Origin of the sequence: Acinetobacter sp. NIOH-H-8 (assembly GCF_046635365.1) — a bacterium.
Classification (GTDB): Bacteria; Pseudomonadota; Gammaproteobacteria; order Pseudomonadales; family Moraxellaceae; genus Acinetobacter.
The window spans coordinates 12,010-29,015 of record NZ_JBHDVN010000035.1 but is presented as its reverse complement, the minus strand read 5'-3'; the positions used below and the strand labels follow the sequence as shown (position 1 = coordinate 29,015).

The following is a 17,006-nucleotide window of genomic DNA, read 5'->3' as shown; positions in this document are numbered from 1 at the left end:
TTTCTGACTTAAATTTCGCTCAAATAAACTTCGAGTAATTTAAACCAATCAATCAATGAAAATAATTTCGATCAATCAACCAGTAAAAATCCACACAAGTTGTTCTTCATAATCTCTTAATGATCTTTCCAACACCTCGTCAGTGCCAGAAGCTGGATTCAATAAACTTAACAACTCAACGCTTCGCATTTCGTTCGTTTCCGCCTATCTCGTCGGTATGAGCTCATTATAGGGCAATTTCCTACACAAGCAAGTGCTTTTAACGCACACCAATCATGACTGTTTCATTTTTATGCACCAAATTGGTTCATTTTTCTACCAATTGTTACATAAGTTCATAATATTCCAAAGAAAATACAAACAAAACATTTATGTTTTATTTTTCACTTACTTTTTCACGCTTGGTGTTTTAATCATCACACTGTTGATTTTTACAGCTGTTTTCGGAACATCCTGATGCATGCCATAGTTCTGAGTAGGTACTTGAGCGATCTTATCGACTACTTCCATACCTTTTGTGACCCGCCCAAATACTGCATATCCAGCATTTCTTGGTGAACGATCCAGAAAACTGTTATCTACCAAGTTAATAAAGAACTGCGCTTTCGCCGAATTAGGGTTGTTGGTACGTGCCATGGCCAAAGTGCCACGTTTGTTTTGCAAACCATTATCTGATTCATTCTTGATTGAAGCTTTATTATTGGCTTTTTCCTGCATGTTGAGATCAAAGCCTCCGCCCTGAATCATGAAACCAGGAATGACCCGATGGAAAATGGTTCCTGTATAGAAGTTGCTTTTGACATATTCTTCAAAGTTTTTCACCGTAATCGGTGCTTTGTCATTAAAGAGTTCAATTTCGATATTACCGGATGAGGTCTTCATCTCGATCAGGGTATTGGCAGCAAAACTTGGCAAGCTAAATGCGATCAACGCGATAGCAGATAATGATTTTTTTAACATTTTTTAACTCATCTACTGATAAAGAAAGGTTGAGATTCACAACATATTAATCTTTCATGACTAATAATGCAGTGACCTGCCGACTAAAGACAAGAGAATAATAATGAGCCATGCATTACTACAGGAGAAAAGCGTCCATCAATTTCCGCCCTGGCATTTGCAGGGGGAGGGTTTTATTCTAAATTACTGGATTACCCCTCATTTCATTCGTGAATTTCAAAGTTTTCGGATTGCGCCATCTCCACTCGGCCGTGTCGTTCAGGTTCTATTAGTGCGCTATCATCATTCTCCTGTGGGCCCTTATGATGAATTGCTCATTATGGATCATCCTTTAATTAGCAGACGGCGTCTTTCGACTATTCCGAAAATTTATGTCTCTACTCATGAATCTATTGTGCATGGTCAGCACTTGTGGGGTATTCCTAAAGAATATGCAGAGTTTGACTGGCAAGAACAGGGACAGGAAACGATTTGCCGCATTACTTATCGTGAGCAAAGCATGACGCTTCGTCTTAAAAAACCTAAATCTCCTCGTTCTTTCTATTTAAATAGTCATCATCTTCCAAGCTCCATGCTAAAAATCCGGCAAACCTGGAAATCCCAACATTATCAGTTTAGCCCTCAATTTCGGGGTTATTTATCCAAGCTTATTCAGGCAGAGTGGCAAGATGCTCAGGATATATTCCCGGATTTTTCTAGGGCTAAATATTTACAAAGCTTCTATGTGCCTAAATTTAATCTAGTCTTTCCAGAAGCCAAGATCCATAAAAAATAAAAAGGTGTTTCACGTGAAACACCTTAATTACATCTATTTCTGAATCAGATTTTTTTATCCAGGAATTTACGGAAGTTCTTGCTGAGTTCGATGACCTGTTTTTTTGAGCGTTTATGAATTGGGGTCAGATTGATAAAACCGTGTGCCTGATCCGTATATTCCTGATAGTACACTCGCACCCCATTCTCACGTAACTTCAGTGCATAGATTGAACCCTCATCATGCAACACATCATGACGGGCAGTAATCACATAGGCAGGTGGCAGATCCTTCAGTTCACCATAGGTCGGTGAAATCAGCGGATCGTCCAGTTCGACTTGATGTGTTTCAGCATATAGCTTGGTCACCAGATCAATATCCTGAGCTGAAAGTACCAGGCCCTGATTATAGGCATAAAAAGAAGGATGGCGGCTTTTAAAATCGACAGCCGGGTAAAGCAATAACTGTGCACGAGGTGCATAGATTTTATCGGCACTCCGCTGCGCAACTACTGCCGCCAGATTTCCACCCGCACTATCCCCGGCCACTACAATCTGGTTTTTATAGATTTTCAGCTGCTTGATGTTTTGGTGTACCCAAGCCAGAGCATCTTCACAAACCTGTACCATTTGCAAAGGACTGTATTCTGGCGTTAGCGGATAAGCCACGCTGAGTACCTGCACCTTGGCATGCACCGCCAATAAACGGCAGAACTCATCATGTGTATCCAGACCGCCCACTATAAATGCACCACCATGATAGAAAATGACCATCGGCAATTTTTTCTGTGGTGCCGGATGATAATGTCGGGCAAAGATAGTGCCATTTTGTAATGGCAGGCGCAGATCCTCGACTGCCTTGACCGGCGTCGGTTTTGCCTGAATGGCTTTCATGCGTTCATCAAACAGTTGACGTGATCGCACCGCATCTTCACTAATAAAACTGTGCTGGCCCTGTTTGATCTGAATCGCCATCAAGCATTTTATATAAGGATCCAAATCAGGATAGTCATAAGGATAATCCAATGCTTTTACCAGACGTTCTTGTGCAAAGCTCGGCAGGCAATCCAGCAAGCGTGCTGCAGTGCCCTGCCCCTTATCCATTACAAATTTTGTGACCGGATTATTCGCACCCATGAGTTTTCATCCTTTTCCCATAATTCTTCATTTTTTCTACATGATTAGGGTTTTAGTGACCATATTCTTATATAAGTCTTAATATCAATGTACATAGATCATTTGCCAAATACGCTAACCTGAATTTAATCAGATGTCATTGTCAGTTTAAGTGAGATTTTTACAGCACTTTTGCGACTTTGATGTAGAAGTCTGTATAAAAGGAGATAGCTTATGGCGATAAGAATAATAACGGTATCGTTAGCCACTGCATTTTTAGCTTTAGCCGTAGGCTGTGTGGCTTTTCCTGATGATGGTTATTATGACGGACGTTATGACCGTCGTGATCGAGGTTATGACTATCGTTATGATCAAGACCGCCGCTATGACCGGCAGCACTGGGAATACGAACAGCAGCGTAAGAGACTGGAACTGGAACGTCGCAAAAATATTCAGCAGCGTAACTGGGAACAGGAACGGCGTCGGCAAATAGAACTGGATCGTCGTAAAACTCAGCTGGAACGACAACGTCTGGAACAGCAACGCAAAAATCTGAGTAATCAACGTCAGAAACAGGCGCAGGCCGAACGTAAACGTCGCCAGCAGCTGGAACAGCGTAAGAAAGTGGCAGAACAGCAGCGAAAACGGGTTCAGCAAAACCGCTCCAATAATCCACGCTGGAATGATCAGCGACGTAAACAGGAACAGCAGCGACCACGTAATCGTCGCGATTAGGCAGAATATAAATAAACAGAGAAGCTCTGATTTAAATCAGGGCTTTTTTATGGACTGAGTTTTATGGTTTTGATCTCATTCCAGTTATTTCCTTTTAATAGAAGAAATGTTTTTACTTAGCACAGCCTTGATTAAGATTATCCCATTTTATAAGTCAAAAAACCGGAGCAAATTTCAGGCAAAAAAAAGCTTATCTAGAGAAAAGATAAGCCACGAAAACACATTTCTAAAAAAGAGAAGAAACTACAGCGATAGAATCTGAAATGAATAATATAGCGTTGCTCATTTTTTGTGTAATACTTTATTACTTGGTTATTAATCGCTTTTATGTCTAAAAAATAATCTGGACAAAAAAAAGCCGGACCATGTGTGAGGGATACGACTGGAAAAAACAGTTTAAAAAATAAGGCAACAGCAACCTGGTTCAGCTCTCTCCTCAGAACAAGGTCGCTGTTAATAGCAATATGATGCACCCGTCTTAAAAATATTTAAAACAGATAAAAATTATTATTTCTATCTAAAAATACGATGCTGCTTTTATTAAAGTCATTAAATCCAAATAAATCCTAAAATTAATCTGTACTTGTGCTTGAATTTTTTGCCCCTGCCCCGATTTCTTTAAATAATTAAAAATTTCAATCATGGCAGTTCAGTATTAACGCAGTTAACTCTGACGCCCAAGGACTGTACATGTTTAAGAACCCATTTAAACGGAGTAAATCAATGGCAACTGAGCAGAACGAACAAGCTCAAGATCTTGAGCAAGAGCAAGCGACACAAGAGGTAGAGCAAACTCAAGCTGAACCTGAGCAAGTAGAAGTTACCGTTGAATCTTTACAAGAGCAGATTGCACAACTTGAAGGTGACTTAAAGTTAGAAAAAGCACGCACTGCCAATGCAGTTTACGAAGCACAAAAAAGTGTGGAACGTATTCAGCGTGAATCAGAAAAGCATAAAGATACTGTTCTGGAAAAGTTCTCTAAAGAGCTGCTAGATACAGTGGATAACCTGGAGCGCGCGATTGTTGCTGCAGGGGAAGAACAGGGCCCATTACGTGAAGGCGTAGAACTGACGCTGAAAGCGTTGCTCAATACACTAGAGAAATTTGGTGTAGTCGCAGTTGATACCGCAAATGGTTTTAATGCTGAATTGCATCAGGCAGTCGGTATTGATCCAAATGCTAAATCTAATGAAATCGGTACAGTCTTGCAAAAAGGCTATGCCCTCAATGGTCGTTTATTACGTCCTGCAATGGTCATGGTTGGCGCTTAAGCGAAATAAATCGGGAGTTTGTGAAATTTTTTCTAAAAATTTACTTGAAAAAAATTGAACGGCTCTCATATCGGATAACAAGTGTAAATCACAAAAAAATTTTTGAGGAAACATCCAAATGGCTAAAATCATTGGTATTGACTTAGGTACTACAAACTCATGTGTTGCAGTACTTGAAGGCGACAAAGTTAAAGTTATCGAAAACGCTGAAGGCGCACGTACAACTCCATCTATTATTGCGTACAAAGATGGTGAAATTCTGGTTGGTCAATCAGCTAAACGCCAAGCGGTAACCAACCCTAAAAACACATTATTCGCGATCAAACGTCTGATCGGTCGTCGTTATGAAGACCAGGCAGTACAAAAAGATATCGGTCTGGTTCCTTACAAAATCCTGAAAGCTGACAATGGTGATGCTTGGGTTGAAGTAAACGACAAGAAACTTGCTCCACAACAAATCTCTGCAGAAGTTCTGAAAAAAATGAAGAAAACTGCAGAAGACTACCTGGGTGAAACAGTCACTGAAGCGGTGATTACTGTTCCTGCTTACTTCAACGATGCGCAACGTCAAGCAACTAAAGATGCAGGTAAAATTGCCGGCCTAGAAGTTAAACGTATCATCAACGAACCAACTGCTGCGGCGCTTGCGTTCGGTATGGACAAGAAAGAAGGCGACCGTAAAGTTGCAGTTTACGACTTGGGTGGTGGTACTTTCGACGTTTCAATCATTGAAATCGCTGACCTTGATGGCGACCAGCAAATCGAAGTGTTATCAACTAACGGTGACACATTCCTGGGTGGTGAAGACTTCGATAACGCATTGATCGACTACCTGGTTGAAGAGTTCAAGAAAGAACAAAACGTGAACTTGAAGAATGATCCACTTGCGTTACAACGTCTGAAAGAAGCAGCTGAAAAAGCAAAAATCGAGCTTTCTTCTTCTAACGCAACTGAAATCAACCTTCCATACATCACTGCAGATGCGACTGGTCCTAAACACTTAGTGATCAACGTAACTCGTGCAAAACTTGAAGGTTTAGTTGCTGATCTTGTAGCTCGTACCATCGAGCCTTGTAAGATTGCGCTGAAAGATGCTGGTCTTTCAACTTCTGATATCTCTGACGTAATTTTGGTAGGCGGTCAGTCTCGTATGCCGCTTGTACAACAAAAAGTACAAGAATTCTTCGGTCGTGAGCCACGTAAAGACGTGAACCCGGACGAAGCGGTAGCTATGGGTGCTGCGATCCAAGGTGCGGTATTGTCTGGTGACAAAACTGACGTACTTCTTCTTGACGTAACTCCACTAACTCTTGGTATTGAAACCATGGGTGGCGTGTTGACTCCAATCATTGAGAAAAACACGACGATTCCTGCGAAGAAATCTCAAGTGTTCTCAACTGCTGCGGACAACCAGCCTGCTGTAGACATTTCAGTTTACCAAGGTGAACGTAAAATGGCTCAACAGAACAAATTGTTGGGTAACTTCCAGTTAGGTGATATCCCACCTGCTCCACGTGGTGTGCCACAAATTGAAGTATCGTTCGACATCAACGCAGATGGTATCTTGAAAGTATCTGCGAAAGATAAGAGCACTGGTAAAGAGCAATCTATCCAGATCAAAGCAAACTCAGGTTTGTCTGATGCTGAAATCGAAGCAATGATCAAAGATGCTGAAGCAAATGCTGAAGAAGACCGTAAGTTCGAAGAGCTTGCAAAAGCACGTAACGAAGCGGATGCACTAGTTTCTTCTGCTCAAAAAGCAGTAAAAGATCTTGGCGAACAAGTGACTGCTGACGAAAAAACTGCAATCGAAACTGCGGTTTCTGAGTTAGAAGCGTCTACGAAAGAAAATGATGTCGAAGCAATCAAAGCGAAAACTGAAGCATTGCAAAACATTATTATGCCGATCACTCAACGTGCTTATGAAGCAGCTCAAGGCCAAGGCGGTGCACAAGGTTTCGATCCTAATGCATTCCAAGGCGGCGAAGGCCAAGCCCAAAAAGCAGATGACGGCGTAGTTGATGCTGAATTCACTGAAGTAAAAGATGACAAAAAATAATTTGTCACTTTGAGAAAAAGACCGCATTTTATGCGGTCTTTTTTTTGCTCAATGCATAGGCAATAGAATGTTTTTTAATTAAACTATAATGAAATAAATAACTTAAAAATAAAAACGTATGCAGAATTTTATTAAGCTTTTTCTTCTGGCTTCCGGGCTTGCGATCATGCTGCTCTACCCGATGGGCAATCTGCTTCTGATCTTACCGCCGAATGTGGTACTAGCACCTTTTAATTACCTGCAAACCTTCGGAATTGAAGCTTCTTTTTCCCTAGGTTTTCTGATTGCCATTATTGTATTATTGATCCTGGCAGTACCTCAGCGTTATCCTTCCGGAAAAGGCTTTATCATTCTAGGTATTGGATTGCTGAGCTATATTATTTTCCAGATCTTTAAATCTGAAATCACGCTGTATGCCTTTAATCACCAAACCAGACATTCCTATAACCTGAAATATTTAATTGAATTTACGATCTTCTTATTGAATGGTATAGGCCTTGGCTTTATCTATCATTCCAATATGCCAAGACAGGTTGAGCAGTGGAAAGGTAAAAAATCGTAATCTGACCTGAGCAGAACCGTGCATAAGCACGGTTTTTATTGCCACTTTTTATCGCTCTGACGCTAGGATTTTGCTGTTTTTTTAGCTACATTGAGCCAAACAATATTTAAAAAAACACTATGCGTCTTTTAAGCTTTCTGGGGATCGTCGTTTTCATTGTGTCATTGTTTTTGCATCTACAAGCCAAGACCCATCCACAATTAAAATTTAATTCCCTGGCTGACCGTTTGACCCATCCTTTTGATACACGCCTACGTTTCCGGATTGACCAAGTCGATCCCGGTTTTGGCTTGACCCGTGATGAGGTCATTCAATTAAGTCAGGAAGCTATTCAGATCTGGTATGAAGGAACCAATCGCGATGATCTGATGGTCTATGATGAGAATGCTCAGCTGGCCATTCAACTGATTTATGATCAACGCCAACAGGACTATGAAGCCTTTAAAAAGGTTGAAAAAAAGTTACTTGCCGATGAAGCCAGATATCCGCGTGAAGTCAGCAATCTGCAAGTTTCACAGAAAAATCTGGAAGATCAGCAGCAACGACTGATCCAGCAAAAAAGTCAGCTTGAGTTTGAATTTCAAACTTTATTGCAACGCCGTCAACAAGCCAGCTCATCTGCCGAGCGTGAACAGCTTCAGTATGAGATGGAAATGCTCAAGCCTAAACTGGAAAGTTTTAAGCGCGAATATGCCTATCTTCAGGAACAGCTATCTTCATTTAATCAGCAAGTTTCTGTTCATCAAAACAGTGTGCAAAGCCATCAGCGAAATATCCAGCAGGCCCAGCAGCGTTTTCCCCCACGCCAGTTTCATAAGGGTATTTTTATGGGAAATAAGATCCAGATTTACCAGTTTGATGCCAAAGATGATTTACGTTTAACTTTGGCACATGAGCTGGGCCATGCCTTGGGTCTCTATCATCATAATGATCCGGAAGCCTTAATGTATCCTGTATTGGGTGAACAGAATCTGCAAGATTTCAAACTACGCCCGGCAGACAAGACCCTATTGTATACCCGATAACATTCAGGTTTTAATTCCCTATATTATTTATGTGTTTAGGCTAGTAAAAATACAACTTGGTTTCATTTCATGTTATTGTGAAGAACAGTAGGACGTCTTAGGCCAACTTTCTTGGAGATTCATGTGAGTTACTACCATATTTTAATTGAAGTAAATGACCACATTAGTACGATTGATGAAACCCGTGATATCGAGATCTTTGATATCGAGGATATTCAACCTTATCTTCATTCAATTTTGCTGCCTTATTTCAATGAACAGCTGATCGAGCTGGATGATGAAAATCTTGAATTTAAGGATATTTTGCATCTGCAAGTGAAACAGACTTTGTTACCGATCAATGACTTGATTGAGGAAGAACAGCGTCTGTTGCCGAGTGATACGGACATTACCATTACAGCCTACGAGATATTTAATAACCGCGAACTGAGTCAGGATGTCACTACAGTGATTTTTGACCTGCTTGAAGCGGTCAAACTGGAAAGCTAAGCTTTCTTCAGATATAAAAAAGTCCTCATACGAGGACTTTTTTATTCAACTTGATATGTATTAGATCGAGAATGAAGATCCACAACCACAGGTCGTGGTCGCATTCGGGTTTTGTACCACAAAACGTGAACCTTCCAGACCTTCAACATAGTCAACCACTGAACCGACCAAATATTGATAGCTTAGAGAATCGACCAGCATTTTGACATCGCCATTGACAAATTCTGCATCATCTTCATTTTGGCTTTCCGCAAAGTTAAAGCCATAAGAGAAACCTGAACAACCGCCACCGGTGACATACACACGGAGCATTAAGTCTTGGTTACCTTCACTGTCACGCAACTGGCGTACTTTATTTGCGGCATTGTCGGTGAGCACAAGCGCTTGAGCATTCATGGCGGATTCCTCTGTTGAATGGAATGTCTTTAAAAAGAAAAGACCATATTTCAAGTATAACACACTCAATATATGGTCAGTCTGTACAGATTAAAAGTCAAATCAGAGTAATTTTATCAGGATTGTTTATAGTTCTCATCCTGTAATGCACATTCGAAGTTTTTCGGATTTTGCTTGCAGCGGAATTGCCAGAGTAACTTCATCATGCGTTTATCATAAATACCCCGTTTGGTCAGATCAATCCGCGAATCACGCATCAGCTTTTGGTAACCTGGCTTATCTGCTTCAGGAATATCCATCCAGTATTTAGAGGGAATATCTGCCTTCATTTTACCCAAAATTCCAAAAGCACGTGGTAACTGGCTTTTCACCCATTCACGTGATTTTTGTCCATATCCTGCCGGAAATTTATCTGGACGAATAATAATATTACCGGTGACCTGCAATACCGGATAATTCACAATAGCACCCTTGCTGCCCAAACCTTTATGCAGTTCTAGCGGTTTAAATACAGCAGCCGGCGCGCCAATAATATCGACCTGACCATTGTTAAATTTAGAGCCAAAGTTGGTCACATCGGCGCTGACTGCCTGTGCACCCACCTGTTGAACCATGATTTTTTGTGCTTCGTCATAGTCAAGTACAGCAATTTTTTTACCTGCTGCTTTTGCAACAGTATTAATACTCCGGTCATTGACCATCAGGAAGGCATCGCCTACCGGAATTACCCCTGCGACTTCATACTTGCCTTGAACCATGAGCTTGGCAAAGGTCGGACTCGCCAGGCCTTGCATGACTTTTACCGCCAGGTTCAGATCTGGAATTGCGCCGATCGCATCGAGTGAACCGGTAAAACGGTTAAACTGACGGCCACGCATACCGATAACACTGATCCCGTCACATTTACCGGCTTTAAAATCTTCTGCGACGACAGCTTCATTGGTATTTACCCTAAGCTCGATATCAGCACCCCAGTTTTTTGCAGCCAACTGATAGTCTTTCATTACGGCATAGACGTCACCATTTTTGCCGACCAGATCGAATACACATACCACCTGTTTAGCCTGCGTCAGACCTGAAACTGCCGTGAGTGCTGCACCTACAGCCAGGGCTTTCCATCCTCTCTGCATCATTTTGCTTTCCTTGATTGCCTTGTTTTTGTTATCTGCTTTAAGTGCTACATGTTATTGTTTTTTATACTAAACATGAAAGCATTATTTTTAATCAGCTTAACTGCTTTACCGTGATCTGCAATGGCAGATCTGACTTTGTTTAATATAAAAAAAGCTTAGATAAATCTAAGCTTTTTTCCTTAAAAATCAAATTATTCGCCAGAAAGTGAACATTCAAAGTTGGCTTTATCGACAGAGCAACGCGCACGTTTCAGTACCGACATCATGCTGGCATCATAGATTCCACGCTTGGTCATATCCATACGCCCTTCACGTAATAGCTTCTGATACTTGGTTTTGTCTTCCGCGCTCAGATTAAGCTTATATTTCGCTGGAATACCAGCTTCCAGACGATTAATCATCGCCATGCTCTTAGGCAGGTTTTTAATGAACCAGTCACGAGACTTCTGGCCAAAACCGGCTGGGAATTTCTCCGGACGGATCACAAAGTCAGAGGTGACATGCAGTACCGGGAAGTTAAACATGGCACCGCTATTGCCCAGACCTTTATAGATTTCGAGTGGCTTGTACGCATACGCCGGTGCGCCCACCATATCGACTTGGCCATTATTAAACTTGGCCACGAAGTTGGATACATCAGACACTACGGCCTGAGCACCTACACGTTGAACCATGATTTTTTGCGCATCATCATAGCCAAGAACGGCGAACTTCTTGCCTGCCGCTTTTTCAATGGAGTTGATATTTTTGTCACGCACAAAGATAAAAGCTGAACCCAGTGGCGCAATCCCGGCCACCTCATACTTTTTACCGCCCATGGTCGTAACCATTTTAGCCGCATTATGCTTATCTAAAGCGAAGCTAATCGCACGCTGTGCAATGGCATTACTTGGAGCACCACCTAAGGCATCAATCGAACCGGCAAACTTGTTGTATTGACGGGCACGCATGGCGGTCATGAATACACCATCACATTTGCCAGCCTTAAAGTCATTGTCAGCGACGGCCTCATCCTGACGGGCGATCAGATTAATATCTGCGCCCCAGCCTTTTGCTGCCAGCGCCCATTCCTGAGCCATCTGGAAAGACTCGCCAGATTTACCAAGTAGGTCAAACACACAGATATCGACCTTTTCTGCATGTGCCACACCTGCAAAACCAAATGCAGAAAATGCAGCCAATGATAAGAGTGTTTTTTTCATTTTAGTTATCCTTTGAAATCTTGTTGTTAGCTGAGTGTCCGTACACGCGTCAAATATTAAGCAAATTTATTTCAAAAAAATAGAGCATTTACTCCAGATAAAAGCGGCTTTTTGGCCTATAAAGATAAATCAGTTTTTCTTGATTTCTTTTATCTTATTTTTTTATAAATATATCAGTATCTTAATATTTTAACTTGGCTACTTTGAATTACATTTCATTCGCTGTAGTTACAAAGATATACATGATTTTAAAACTATTCACCACTAATTGAGCATTCGAAATTGGTTCTTTCCACAGTACAGCGTGCCCGTTTTAATACCGTCATCATGCCAGCATCATAGATGCCCTGTTTGGTTAAATCCATACGCCCTTCACGCAGAATTTTCTGATAACTGACCTGTTCCTCACGACTCAGGTTCAGAACATATTTACGCGGGATTTCTGCTTCCATACGTTTCACCATCGCGAAGCTACGGGGTAACTGCTTAACAAACCATTGTCGGGAATTGGCTGCAAACTGTTCCGGAAATTTATCCGGTCGAATAATCAGATCTGCTGTGACATTGACCACCGGAAAGTTAATCATGGCTCCTTTCTGACCCAGTCCTTTGGTCACTTCAAGAGGTTTAAAGGCATAAGCAGGTGCTGCCACAATATCCACCTCACCCTGATTAAATTTACGGATGAAATTAGAAATTTCCGAATTCACCGGTACGAATTCTACCCGGTTCACCATAATGGTTTGGGCATAGTCATAATGTAGAACTGCAAACTTCTTGCCTTTAATATGTTCCAGCTTGTCCATATTACGATCACGGACAAAGATATAAGCAGGACCAATCTGGCCAATACCGGCTACTTCAAATTTTTCCTTGCCAATCTGAGTGGTCATGCGCTTGGTATTACGCTTATCCAGCACATAACTCACCGCTTTCATGGCAATATCATTATTAGGAACGCCGCCAATCGCATCAATCGAACCGGCAAATTTGTTATAAGCTCGCGCGCGCATGGATGTCATATAGAAGCCATCGCATTTTCCGGCTTTGGCATCCTGATCGACTTTGGCTTCATCCTGATAAGCAATCAATTGAACCGTAGCTCCCCACTGCTTGCTGGCCAATGCCCATTCTTCCAGCAGCTTGAAGGATTCACCCGATTTTCCCAGTAAATCAAATACACAGACATTGACTGGGGCAGCATGTGCACTCGAAGCCCATAGGCCCAGTGCAGATAAAATTAAAAATCCATTTTTCATTTTTATTCTACTCAATATTATTATGAACCTTGATGGCTCTATCTTCCGGTTTTTAAACAAAATAGAGTATTTACTCAAAACATAGTTCATCATATATGAATCTATAAATTTTTAAAGCCTGAACAGGATAAACTGCAACGAAGATTTTTTGTTTTCTCCCGGCTTTCCATTAGAATAGCGGCATTCTCTTTTGCCCTTGTTAGTAAGTTCAATGATTCAGTTAGACCAAGTTTCGTTACGCCGTGGTGGGCGAGTGTTATTTCAAAAAGCCTCCATGCAGCTTCATCCCGGCTGGAAAATTGGTTTAACCGGCGTGAATGGCGCAGGAAAATCTACCCTGTTTGCGGCTCTTTTAGGTGAGCTCAGTGCAGATGAGGGTTCGCTAACCCGTCCATCCGTTTGGACCGTAGCGCATATGGCTCAGGAAATTAAAGCCCTAGATATGCCAGCCATTGATTTTGTTCTGTCAGGCGATGAAGAGTATTGGGATATACAGGCTAAACTAGCGCATACGGAACAGCTTTCTGATGCAGAACTGGCACAGCTACATGGCCGTTTTGACGAGATTCATGGCTATTCCGCTCCCTCTAAAGCAGCACAGTTAATGGCTGGTTTAGGCTTTATGGATCATCAGATTCGCCTGGATGTTTCCAGCTTTTCAGGCGGTTGGCGGATGCGTTTGAATTTGGCCCGTACCCTGATGAGCCGTTCAGACCTGCTATTACTCGATGAACCGACCAACCACTTGGATCTGGATGCGATTTTGTGGCTCGAAGACTGGTTAAAGGCGTATGAAGGCACTTTAGTGCTAATTTCGCATGACCGTGATTTTCTGGATGCCGTGACGGATCATATTCTGCATATCGAAAATCAGGAACTCACCCTCTATACCGGTAATTATTCAACTTTTGAAGTGACCCGTAGCGAGCGTCTGGCGCAACAGCAACAGGCCTTTGAGAAACAGCAGGAAGCCCGAGCACATTTACAAAAATTTATTGACCGTTTCAAAGCCAAAGCAACTAAAGCACGTCAGGCCCAAAGCCGGATCAAAATGCTGGAGCGTATGCAGGATCTCGCCCCTGCTCATGTAGATACGCCTTTTACCTTCAGTTTCCGTGAACCGACCAAAATGAGTTCACCACTTCTGGCCTTGGAACAGGCGGAAATTGGTTATGGCGATAAATCAATTGCCAGCAAAATTAACCTGCAAATTACTCCAAATTCACGTATCGGTTTATTGGGGATGAATGGTGCGGGTAAATCAACCCTGATCAAAACCTTAGTCGGAGATTTGCCCTTATTAAATGGTCAGCTTAAGGCCTCAGAATTACTCAATATTGGCTATTTTGCCCAGCACCAGATGGATGCTTTGGACGCTAATGCCAGCCCGATGCTACAACTGGCACGCATCGCCGATCCAAAAATCAGTGAAGCTTCTTTACGCTCTTTCCTTGGCAGTTTTGGTTTTAGCGGTGAGCGCATGGATACCCCATGTGAGAGTTTCTCTGGGGGTGAACGCGCCCGTTTGGCTTTGGCTTTAATTGTTTGGCAGCGTCCAAATGTGCTGATTCTGGATGAACCGACGAACCATCTGGACCTAGATATGCGCCATGCCCTGACTATGGCTTTGCAGGATTTTGAAGGTGCGGTGGTACTGGTCTCGCATGAACGTCAATTGATTGCGACAGTATGTGATGAATTGCTGTTAGTGCATGCCGGACGTTGTACCGAATTTGAGGGCGATCTGCGGGACTATGCCAAATGGTTACGTGAAGCGCGTCAACAGCAGATCAATGCGCAGAATGCCTTGGCCAAAGCACAGGTAGTAGAAACAGAAGCTAAACCTGTGGTGGTAGCCAAAGTAGATAAGGAAGCACAGCGTAAACTGGCTGCTCAGCGTCGTGAGCAGACTCGTCCAATTCGCAAGAATATTGAAAAATGCGAAGCGCAAATCGACAAGTTACAGCCTCGTCTGGCAGAAATTGAAGAATTGCTAGCAGATAGTACTTTATATGAAGCTGCGCGTAAAGATGACTTGCTGAAACTCATGAACGAGCAGACTGAACTGAAACAGAAACTGGAAACTACCGAAGAGCAAATGCTAGAACTGATGATGGAGCTGGAAAGTTTGGAGCAATCTTTTCAGGAAGGTTAAGTTTTAAACCTTGATTCAAATCTTAGAGATTAGCTGCAACTGGAGCTAATCTCTTTTTTTATACTTTTTATATATTGCTCTCTCCATCTTTTCCCTGATTTTTTTATCGAAACCGTTTTTTGACATATTTTGTAGTGAATTACGCAAATCCTATATAAGTTTATTTTTTAAACACTCGGATGTCTTATTTCATACATTAATTTACAGCGATTTCTTGGCGCATAAGGCTCTAATAAAAGTGTTTTTTATTTTTGGCAGCCTTGATACGAGTCTGTTTAATGTTGAACTAGAGAGAGGAAATCCGCATGCGTGCTCTTACCTATCATGGTGCTCGGGATGTACGAGTTGAATCCGTTCCAGATCCAGTGATTCAGGAACCAGATGACGTCATTTTAAGGGTGACAGCGACTGCCATCTGTGGCTCAGATCTGCATCTATACCGGGGTAAAATCCCGGCCACTGAAGATGGCGATATTTTCGGCCATGAATTTATGGGAATTGTAGAAGAAGTCGGCCCTGAAGTCACAGAAGTCAAAAAAGGCGACCGGGTAATTATTCCTTTCGTGATTGCATGTGGTCACTGTTTTTTCTGTGAACATGAACTGATGGCTGCCTGTGAAAATACCAATACTGGCCGTGGTGCAATTATCAATAAAAAACAGATTCCACCAGGTGCCGCTCTATTTGGTTATAGTCATTTGTATGGCGGTGTACCAGGCGGACAGGCTGAATATGTCCGTGTACCTAAAGGTAATGTAGGCCCATTTAAAGTACCGGGATCATTACCGGATGAAAAAGTCCTGTTCCTGACCGATATCTTGCCTACTGCATGGCAGGCTGTAACCAATGCCCAGGTCACTCGCGGCTCCAGTGTTGCGATTTATGGTGCTGGTCCAGTTGGTTTACTGTCGGCTGCCTGCGCACGTATGCTGGGTGCCGAACAGATCTTTATGGTCGATCACCACCCTTACCGTCTGCGTTTCGCCCATCAAACTTATGGTGCAATTCCAGTGAATTTTGATGAAGTCGATGCAGCTGAATATATTATTCAAAATACTGCCGGTCATCGTGGTGTTGATGCCGTCATTGATGCGATTGGTTTCGAGGCCAAAGGCAGTTTGCTTGAAACTGTGATGACGAATCTAAAAATTGAAGGTTCGAGCGGCTTTGCCCTACGTCAATGTATCGCCGCAGTACGCCGTGGTGGTGTGGTGAGTGTGCCAGGCGTATATGCTGGTCCAATTCATGGCTTCCTGTTTGGTGATGCCTTCGATAAAGGCTTAACCTTTAAAATGGGTCAAACACATGTACATAAATTCTTGCCACAATTACTTGAATATGTAGAAAATGGCCAGCTGTCTCCAGAAGTGATTATTACCCATCGCATGAAACTGGAAGAAGCTGCTGAAGGCTATCGTATTTTCGATAAACGTGAAGAAGACTGCCGCAAAATTATTCTGACCCCATAAATACACTCATTAAAAAATAGAAAGCGCCGTTAGGCGCTTTTTTAAATTTTGATCACCATTTTATAAACCGTATTTTTTTCTATTTTCAGTTTCTAAAAGCTCAGATCTATTGCCTGTTTATCAGATGAACTGGCACTAGGTCACGTGATGACCCAGCTTAAAAAAACTAAGCTATAGAAGTAAAAGTTGGAAAAATCTATAACCCTATGATTCATTGATAAAAATGAAATTTCACTTGATTATTAAATTAATTGTGTAGTTTAGCTACAGTGAAGATCTTTAGAATTAAAATATGTTCCACGCTGATTATTAATTAAATCTACAATATTAATATAAGCTATTAATTTTTAGCTGGTTTATATAATTTTTCCATTAAAAACAGATAAAAATTCACCTGAACTGGTTGCTTTTAAGAGCAGAG

Annotated in this window: 15 protein-coding genes; 9 read left to right on the top strand and 6 right to left on the bottom strand. The window is 41.9% G+C overall.

The genetic code is table 11. The features are described from left to right. Positions 1 to 387 precede the first annotated feature (387 nt). A complete protein-coding gene (locus ACEWB7_RS12530; RefSeq protein WP_313660844.1) occupies positions 388 to 960 on the bottom strand; it encodes a peptidylprolyl isomerase in 573 nt (190 codons plus the stop codon). 103 nt (positions 961 to 1,063) lie between these two features. On the opposite strand from ACEWB7_RS12530, the gene ACEWB7_RS12525 reads away from it, so the two are divergent. Continuing rightward, a complete protein-coding gene (locus ACEWB7_RS12525; protein ID WP_313660843.1) occupies positions 1,064 to 1,735 on the top strand; it encodes an acetoacetate decarboxylase family protein in 672 nt (223 codons plus the stop codon). A gap of 44 nt (positions 1,736 to 1,779) precedes the next feature. On the opposite strand, the gene ACEWB7_RS12520 is transcribed toward ACEWB7_RS12525, so the two are convergent. Next, positions 1,780 to 2,850 (bottom strand): alpha/beta hydrolase, encoded by a 1,071-nt coding sequence (locus ACEWB7_RS12520; RefSeq protein WP_313484528.1) that lies wholly within the window; start codon positions 2,848 to 2,850, stop codon positions 1,780 to 1,782. A 213-nt stretch (positions 2,851 to 3,063) separates the two neighbouring features. Here ACEWB7_RS12520 and ACEWB7_RS12515 point away from each other — a divergent pair, with 213 nt between their 5' ends. From ACEWB7_RS12515 to ACEWB7_RS12490, 6 genes are all read left to right on the top strand, one after another. Further along, complete coding sequence (locus ACEWB7_RS12515) at positions 3,064 to 3,564, top strand: hypothetical protein (RefSeq protein ID WP_313660841.1); 501 nt, start codon at positions 3,064 to 3,066, stop codon at positions 3,562 to 3,564. Between the two features lie 723 nt (positions 3,565 to 4,287). Then, positions 4,288 to 4,836, top strand: coding sequence for a nucleotide exchange factor GrpE (gene grpE / locus ACEWB7_RS12510; protein WP_166138659.1), 549 nt, complete (start codon positions 4,288 to 4,290; stop codon positions 4,834 to 4,836). A 118-nt stretch (positions 4,837 to 4,954) separates the two neighbouring features. Further along, positions 4,955 to 6,895 carry a molecular chaperone DnaK gene (gene dnaK / locus ACEWB7_RS12505; protein WP_104426786.1) on the top strand — a complete coding sequence of 647 codons (1,941 nt, stop codon included), beginning with the start codon at positions 4,955 to 4,957 and terminating at the stop codon, positions 6,893 to 6,895. A 166-nt stretch (positions 6,896 to 7,061) separates the two neighbouring features. Next, complete coding sequence (locus ACEWB7_RS12500) at positions 7,062 to 7,457, top strand: hypothetical protein (protein ID WP_313660840.1); 396 nt, start codon at positions 7,062 to 7,064, stop codon at positions 7,455 to 7,457. 119 nt (positions 7,458 to 7,576) lie between these two features. After that, the gene (locus ACEWB7_RS12495; RefSeq protein ID WP_313660838.1) at positions 7,577 to 8,482 is read left to right on the top strand and encodes a matrixin family metalloprotease; all 906 of its coding nucleotides are present in this window, start codon (positions 7,577 to 7,579) and stop codon (positions 8,480 to 8,482) included. 111 nt (positions 8,483 to 8,593) lie between these two features. Continuing rightward, positions 8,594 to 8,971 (top strand): hypothetical protein, encoded by a 378-nt coding sequence (locus tag ACEWB7_RS12490; RefSeq protein WP_162835342.1) that lies wholly within the window; start codon positions 8,594 to 8,596, stop codon positions 8,969 to 8,971. Positions 8,972 to 9,031: 60 nt separating this feature from the next. Here ACEWB7_RS12490 and erpA read toward each other — a convergent pair whose 3' ends face one another. The 4 genes from erpA to ACEWB7_RS12470 form a co-directional block, all read right to left on the bottom strand. After that, on the bottom strand, positions 9,032 to 9,367 hold the full coding sequence (gene erpA, locus ACEWB7_RS12485; RefSeq protein WP_004780362.1) for an iron-sulfur cluster insertion protein ErpA: 336 nt from the start codon (positions 9,365 to 9,367) through the stop codon (positions 9,032 to 9,034). Positions 9,368 to 9,483: 116 nt separating this feature from the next. Continuing rightward, the gene (locus ACEWB7_RS12480) at positions 9,484 to 10,497 is read right to left on the bottom strand and encodes a putative solute-binding protein (protein ID WP_411580878.1); all 1,014 of its coding nucleotides are present in this window, start codon (positions 10,495 to 10,497) and stop codon (positions 9,484 to 9,486) included. A gap of 194 nt (positions 10,498 to 10,691) precedes the next feature. Beyond that, positions 10,692 to 11,702: a putative solute-binding protein gene (locus ACEWB7_RS12475; protein WP_411580877.1), complete on the bottom strand. Its 1,011-nt coding sequence runs from the start codon at positions 11,700 to 11,702 to the stop codon at positions 10,692 to 10,694. 254 nt (positions 11,703 to 11,956) lie between these two features. After that, complete coding sequence (locus tag ACEWB7_RS12470) at positions 11,957 to 12,961, bottom strand: putative solute-binding protein (RefSeq protein WP_411580876.1); 1,005 nt, start codon at positions 12,959 to 12,961, stop codon at positions 11,957 to 11,959. A gap of 211 nt (positions 12,962 to 13,172) precedes the next feature. Here ACEWB7_RS12470 and ACEWB7_RS12465 point away from each other — a divergent pair, with 211 nt between their 5' ends. Then, a complete protein-coding gene (locus tag ACEWB7_RS12465; RefSeq protein ID WP_313660365.1) occupies positions 13,173 to 15,116 on the top strand; it encodes an ATP-binding cassette domain-containing protein in 1,944 nt (647 codons plus the stop codon). A gap of 305 nt (positions 15,117 to 15,421) precedes the next feature. After that, the gene (locus ACEWB7_RS12460) at positions 15,422 to 16,585 is read left to right on the top strand and encodes a zinc-dependent alcohol dehydrogenase (RefSeq protein ID WP_159124281.1); all 1,164 of its coding nucleotides are present in this window, start codon (positions 15,422 to 15,424) and stop codon (positions 16,583 to 16,585) included. Positions 16,586 to 17,006: the final 421 nt, after the last annotated feature.

Bases quoted from the DNA above. Each gene is read 5' to 3' on its own strand.
- ACEWB7_RS12495 (WP_313660838.1), top strand. From the start codon at position 7,577: ATGCGTCTTTTAAGCTTTCTGGGGATCGTCGTTTTCATTGTGTCATTG.
- dnaK (WP_104426786.1), top strand. From the start codon at position 4,955: ATGGCTAAAATCATTGGTATTGACTTAGGTACTACAAACTCATGTGTT.
- ACEWB7_RS12500 (WP_313660840.1), top strand. From the start codon at position 7,062: ATGCTGCTCTACCCGATGGGCAATCTGCTTCTGATCTTACCGCCGAAT.
- ACEWB7_RS12465 (WP_313660365.1), top strand. From the start codon at position 13,173: ATGATTCAGTTAGACCAAGTTTCGTTACGCCGTGGTGGGCGAGTGTTA.
- grpE (WP_166138659.1), top strand. From the start codon at position 4,288: ATGGCAACTGAGCAGAACGAACAAGCTCAAGATCTTGAGCAAGAGCAA.
- ACEWB7_RS12480 (WP_411580878.1), bottom strand. From the start codon at position 10,497: ATGCAGAGAGGATGGAAAGCCCTGGCTGTAGGTGCAGCACTCACGGCA.
- ACEWB7_RS12460 (WP_159124281.1), top strand. From the start codon at position 15,422: ATGCGTGCTCTTACCTATCATGGTGCTCGGGATGTACGAGTTGAATCC.
- ACEWB7_RS12520 (WP_313484528.1), bottom strand. From the start codon at position 2,850: ATGGGTGCGAATAATCCGGTCACAAAATTTGTAATGGATAAGGGGCAG.
- ACEWB7_RS12470 (WP_411580876.1), bottom strand. From the start codon at position 12,961: ATGAAAAATGGATTTTTAATTTTATCTGCACTGGGCCTATGGGCTTCG.
- ACEWB7_RS12525 (WP_313660843.1), top strand. From the start codon at position 1,064: ATGAGCCATGCATTACTACAGGAGAAAAGCGTCCATCAATTTCCGCCC.
- ACEWB7_RS12475 (WP_411580877.1), bottom strand. From the start codon at position 11,702: ATGAAAAAAACACTCTTATCATTGGCTGCATTTTCTGCATTTGGTTTT.
- erpA (WP_004780362.1), bottom strand. From the start codon at position 9,367: ATGAATGCTCAAGCGCTTGTGCTCACCGACAATGCCGCAAATAAAGTA.
- ACEWB7_RS12530 (WP_313660844.1), bottom strand. From the start codon at position 960: ATGTTAAAAAAATCATTATCTGCTATCGCGTTGATCGCATTTAGCTTG.
- ACEWB7_RS12515 (WP_313660841.1), top strand. From the start codon at position 3,064: ATGGCGATAAGAATAATAACGGTATCGTTAGCCACTGCATTTTTAGCT.